The sequence below is a fragment of the Methylobacterium sp. WL6 genome (assembly GCF_008040095.1).
Lineage (GTDB): Bacteria > Pseudomonadota > Alphaproteobacteria > Rhizobiales > Beijerinckiaceae > Methylobacterium.
Window position 1 is genome coordinate 1 of sequence record NZ_VRVH01000430.1, and the last position, 2,917, is coordinate 2,917.

The window sequence follows — 2,917 nt, forward strand, 5'->3', positions numbered from 1 at the left end:
GCGGGGGCGGGCAGGGGCGAAGCGCGGCCGTGGCGGCGATCGCCTCGCGGATCGCGTCGCGCCGGATCGGGTCGGCGTGCAGGTAGAGCGGAGCGAGCTCGCCGGCGGCGAGATCCGGGCGGGCGAGCAGGAGGCCAGCGAGATCCGGATCGGTCCGGCCGCGGCCGACGAGGTGCCGGACGTCGCCGCCGCGGAGCGTGATCCCGAGATTGCCGGCAAGCGCCCGGTCGATCGCCGGATCGCCGCGCTGCGCCAGCTCGGCGATCACCGCGCGGGGGAGGCCGGGTCGGCCGGCCATCGCCGAGCCGAGATCGGCGCCGTCGAGGAGCGCGGCATCGATCAGGGCGGGCGAAAGCGTCACCGCCGACCCCAGCACGATGTCGCGGACGCGTCCGCCGCGGGCGGCCAGCGTGGCGAGGACGGATTGCGGCGTGTCGGCGAAGGGCGCGAGCTTCTCCGCAACGATCGCCGCCGTCTCCTCATCGACGATCGGGATCAGACCGCCGGCGAGCGAGGCGAAGGATTCGAGCTCCGACTTGTCGCGGTTGGCCGCCTGCACGAACAGATCGGTCTGGACCCGCAGGATGACGGGCTTCAGGTCGAGATGCGCGATGCGCGACAGTTCGATCAGCCCGGACAGGTCGGGCGCGACCTCGACGGATGGGGGCATGGCACTTCGGATACGCAGGAACTGGATCGACCATCACGCTAGGGTCGTTTGCGTGAATCGACCTTTAAGCCGCTCGCCGAAGCGACGTGTCGTCCTGCGCCAAGATCGGATCGGCACGAGGCCGATCCGCCTCAGACCTTCGTGCCGCTCACCGTCACCCGGCCCTCGATCGGGTAGGCCGGATCGTTGTAGCCGGGCGTCGAGGGATGGCCGGTCACGACGAGGCCGTCGACCAGGGCCTCGTCCTCGGGCGTGAAGCGATAGTCGAGCCCGCCGAGGTAGTCGGTCCATTGTTCCATGGTCCGCGGGCCGGCGATCACCGCGGTCACGGCGCGGTTGTTCATCACCCAGGCGAAGGCGAACTGCCCGGCGGTGATGCCGCGCGCCTCGGCATGGTCCTTCAGGGTGCGGGCGATGCGCAGCGATTCCGGGCGCCATTCCGTCTGCATCATCCGCGCGTCCTGGCGGCCGGCGCGGGTGTCGGCCGGCGGCGGGGCGTCGGGATCGTACTTACCGGTCAGCACGCCGCGGGCGAGCGGCGAGTACGGCACCACGCCGAGGCCGAAATGCGCGCAGGCCGGCAGGTGCTCGGTCTCGGGCATGCGGTTGAGCGCGTTGTAGTACGGCTGGCTCACCACCGGCCGGTCGATGCCGTAGGCGTCGCACAGGCGGCAGATCTCGGCGATCCGCCAGGAACGGTGGTTCGAGACGCCGAAGTGCCGGATCTTGCCCTCGCGAACCAGGGTCTCAATCGCCCGCACGGTCTCGTCAAGCGGCGTCGCGTGGTCCTCCTTGTGGAGGTAGTAGATGTCGATGAAGTCGGTCCCGAGCCGGCGCAGGCTCTCCTCGGCGGCGCGAAGGACGTGGACGCGCGACAGGCCGCGATCGTTCGGCCCGTCGCCCATCGGATTGGCGACCTTGGTGGCCAGCACCCAGGCATGCCGATCCGTCGCGATCGCGCGGCCGGTGATCGCTTCCGAGGCGCCGGAATTGTAGACGTCGGCGGTGTCGATGAAGTTCACGCCCGCATCCCGGGCGCTCGCGACGATGCGCGCGGAATCGGCCTCGTCGGTGGCACCGCCGAACATCATCGTGCCGAGGCAGATCGGCGAGACCTTGAGGCCCGAGCGGCCGAGCGTGCGGTAATCCATCGGAGGCGGTCCTGCGTCGTGGGGTTGCGGGGGTATCTCGGCCGGGATCGCGGAGCGTCAACCGTCGTCGCAGGTTCGGAACCGGGAATGGCCCGTGCCCGTAACCGGAGGCACATCGCGGCGAATGGGTCGCATGCGCTCCCCGCGCCGTGCCGGCCGACCGGGCCGCCAACCGTCATCGACACCGCATGCGAAGAGCCGAGATGTCCCACGCCCTGCCGCTGCCCTGGCTCGACCGCGCCGGACGCCTGTCGCTCCTGAAGCTCGTCGCGTTCCTGCTCGCCGTCGCCCCGGCCGTCTACCTCGCCGGCGCCTACGCGACGAACGCGCTTGGGCCTAAGCCGATCACGGCGCTGATCCACGGCACCGGCGAGTGGACGATCCGCTTCCTGCTGGCCTCCCTCGCGGTCACGCCGCTGCGGCGGGTGGCGAACTGGCCGAAGCTGGTCAACGTCCGGCGCTTGCTCGGCGTGACCACGGCGGCCTACGCGCTGGCGCATCTCGCGCTGTATGTGGTCGACCAGAACTTCGACCTCGCCAAGGTCGTCTCCGAGATCGCCCTGCGGTTCTACCTCACGATCGGCTTCGTCGCGCTCGTCGGCCTCATCGCCCTCGGGGCGACCTCGACGGACGCCGCGATCCGGCGGATGGGCGCGAGCTGGTCGCGCCTGCACAAGGCGGCCTACGCGATCGGCATCCTCGGGCTGCTGCACTACTTCCTGCAATCGAAGATCGATGTCTCCGATCCGGTGTTCTGGACCGGGCTGTTCGTGCTGCTGATGGGCTGGCGCCTGATGCAACGGTTCAGGCTGCCGATGCGGCCGTGGTCGCTCGCGCTGCTCGCCGTTGCCGCCGCCCTCGCGACCGCGGGCATCGAGGCGGCCTGGTACGGGATCAAGAGCGGCATCCCGGCCGACCTCGTGCTCGGCGCCAACCTCGACTTTACCGACGTGATCCGCCCAGCCTGGTGGGTCCTCGCGGTCGCGAGGGCGGCGGCAACGGCGAGCAGCGCGAGCGACCACGGCCGCATCGGCAGCCTGAACCGTTGCATCAGGCGCCAGCCCATCAGCAGCACGAACAGCCCGGTCCAGAACAC

Annotated in this window: 3 protein-coding genes; 1 reads left to right on the plus strand and 2 read right to left on the minus strand. The window is 70.6% G+C overall.

Translation table 11 applies throughout. The features are described 5' to 3' along the window. Positions 1-670, minus strand: a 670-nt coding sequence (locus FV230_RS26720) for a DUF2336 domain-containing protein (RefSeq protein WP_147844531.1), incomplete at its 3' end; no start/stop codon positions are given. A 131-nt stretch (positions 671-801) separates the two neighbouring features. Beyond that, a complete protein-coding gene (locus tag FV230_RS26725) occupies positions 802-1,821 on the minus strand; it encodes an aldo/keto reductase (RefSeq protein WP_147844532.1) in 1,020 nt (339 codons plus the stop codon). A gap of 203 nt (positions 1,822-2,024) precedes the next feature. Between FV230_RS26725 and FV230_RS26730 the strand changes: the two genes are divergently transcribed. Beyond that, a partial coding sequence (locus tag FV230_RS26730) for a protein-methionine-sulfoxide reductase heme-binding subunit MsrQ (protein ID WP_147844533.1) occupies positions 2,025-2,917 on the plus strand: 893 nt, incomplete at its 3' end.

Excerpts from the sequence above, each read along its gene's own strand:
- FV230_RS26725 (WP_147844532.1), bottom strand. The coding sequence starts at position 1,821 with ATGGATTACCGCACGCTCGGCCGCTCGGGCCTCAAGGTCTCGCCGATC.